2 protein-coding genes are annotated in these 2,298 nt (G+C 70.2%); both read left to right on the forward strand.

From position 1 onward, the window contains the following. Positions 1-1,803 (forward strand): 2-oxoacid:acceptor oxidoreductase subunit alpha (locus ACYVO2_RS37175; protein ID WP_461012548.1); only part of this gene is annotated, 1,803 nt, incomplete at its 5' end. Next, on the forward strand, positions 1,796-2,298 hold a 503-nt coding region (locus tag ACYVO2_RS37180; RefSeq protein ID WP_461012549.1), incomplete at its 3' end, for a thiamine pyrophosphate-dependent enzyme. The genes ACYVO2_RS37175 and ACYVO2_RS37180, both read left to right, overlap by 8 nt.

The following is a 2,298-nucleotide window of genomic DNA, read 5'->3' on the forward strand; positions in this document are numbered from 1 at the left end:
TCCGGTGATGGGATGCAGTTGACGGGTGACCGGTTCACCTCGGAGACGGCGTCGTTCGGCAATGACCTGTCGACGTTGCCGAACTTTCCGGCGGAGATCCGGGCGCCTGCCGGGACGCTGCCGGGGGTGTCGTCGTTCCAGTTGCACTTCGCCGATCACGACATCCTCACTCCCGGGGACGCCCCGCACGTGCTGGTGGCGATGAATCCCGCGGCGTTGAAGGCGAACCTGCCGGACCTGCCCGCGGGCGGGGAGATCATCGTCAACACCGACGAGTTCACCAAGCGGGCCCTGGCCAAGGTCGGCTGGGACGCCAACCCCATCGAGGACGGCACCCTGGCCGCCTACCGCGTCCACCCCGTGCCGCTGACCACCCTGACCGTGGAGGCCCTGGCGCAGTCCGGGCTGGCCCGCAAGGACGCCGAACGGGCCAAGAACATGTTCGCCCTGGGGCTGCTGTCGTGGATGTACCACCGGCCCACCGAGGGCACCGAGGCGTTCTTGGCCAAGAAGTTCGCCAAACGGCCCCAGATCGCGCAGGCGAACATCACCGCGTTCCGCGCGGGGTGGAACTTCGGGGAGACCACCGAAGACTTCGCCGTCTCCTACGAGATCGCCCCCGCTCCGCTGCCGGCCGGCCGCTACCGCAACATCTCCGGCAACCTCGCCCTGGCCTACGGCCTGATCGCCGCCGCCCAGCAGGCCGAGCTGCCCCTGTACCTGGGCTCCTACCCCATCACCCCCGCCTCCGACATCCTCCACGAGCTGTCGAAGCACAAGAACTTCGGCGTGCGCACCTTCCAGGCCGAGGACGAGATCGCCGGGATCGGCGCCGCCCTGGGCGCCGCGTTCGGCGGGGCCCTGGCGGTGACCACCACCTCCGGACCCGGCGTCGCGCTCAAGAGCGAGACGATCGGGCTGGCGGTGTCGCTGGAGCTGCCGCTGCTGGTGGTGGACATCCAGCGCGGCGGCCCGTCCACCGGTCTGCCGACCAAGACCGAGCAGGCCGACCTGCTCCAGGCCATGTACGGCCGCAACGGCGAGGCCCCCGTCCCCATCGTCGCCCCCGCGACCCCCGCGGACTGCTTCACCGCCGCGCTGGAGGCCGCCCGCATCGCCCTGGCCTACCGCACCCCCGTCTTCCTGCTCTCCGACGGCTACCTGGCCAACGGCTCGGAGCCGTGGCGGATCCCGCAGGTGGAGGAACTGCCCGACCTGCGGGTGCGGTTCGCCACCGGCCCGAACCACACCCTGGACGACGGCAGCGAGGTGTTCTGGCCCTACAAGCGCGACGAGCACACCCTGGCGCGGCCGTGGGCGGTGCCGGGCACACCGGGTCTTGAGCACCGGATCGGCGGTATCGAGAAGCAGGACGGGTCGGGGAACATCTCCTACGACCCGGACAACCACGACCTGATGGTCCGCACCCGCCAGGCCAAGATCGACAACATCACGGTCCCGGACGTGACGGTGGACGACCCCACCGGCGACGCCGACGTGCTGATCCTGGGCTGGGGCTCCACCTACGGCCCGATCACCGCCGCCGTCCGCCGCGTGCGCGCACAAGGCGGCCGGGTCGCGCAGACCCACCTGCGGCACATCAACCCCTTCCCCCGCAACCTCGGCGAGGTCCTGGCCCGCTACCGCAAGGTGATCATCCCCGAGATGAACCTCGGCCAACTCGCCACCCTCATCCGCGCCACCTACCTCATCGACGCCCACTCCCACACCCAGGTCCGCGGCCTGCCCTTCAAGGCCGAGCAACTCGCCGCGGCGATCACGGAGGCATCCGCCAATGACTGAGGCACCGGCCCTCGCCAACGGCCACCGGACCGCCGACGGGACCGGGCCCCGCACCGCTTGGCCCCTGGTCCCCAAGGCCGAGGGCAAGCAGTCCGCGAAGGACTTCAAGTCCGACCAGGAGGTGCGCTGGTGCCCCGGCTGCGGTGACTACGCCATCCTCGCCGCCGTCCAGGGCTTCCTGCCCGAACTGGGCATCGCCCGCGAGAACATCGTCTTCATCTCCGGCATCGGCTGCTCCTCCCGCTTCCCGTACTACATGAACACCTACGGGATGCACTCCATCCACGGCCGCGCCCCCGCCATCGCCACCGGCCTGTCCACCACCCGCCGCGACCTGTCCGTCTGGGTCGTCACCGGCGACGGCGACGCCCTGTCCATCGGCGGCAACCACCTCATCCACGCCCTGCGCCGCAACGTCAACCTCAAGATCCTGCTGTTCAACAACCGCATCTACGGGCTGACCAAGGGCCAGTACTCCCCCACCTCCGAGACCGG

The sequence above is a fragment of the Streptomyces capparidis genome (genome assembly GCF_054782095.1).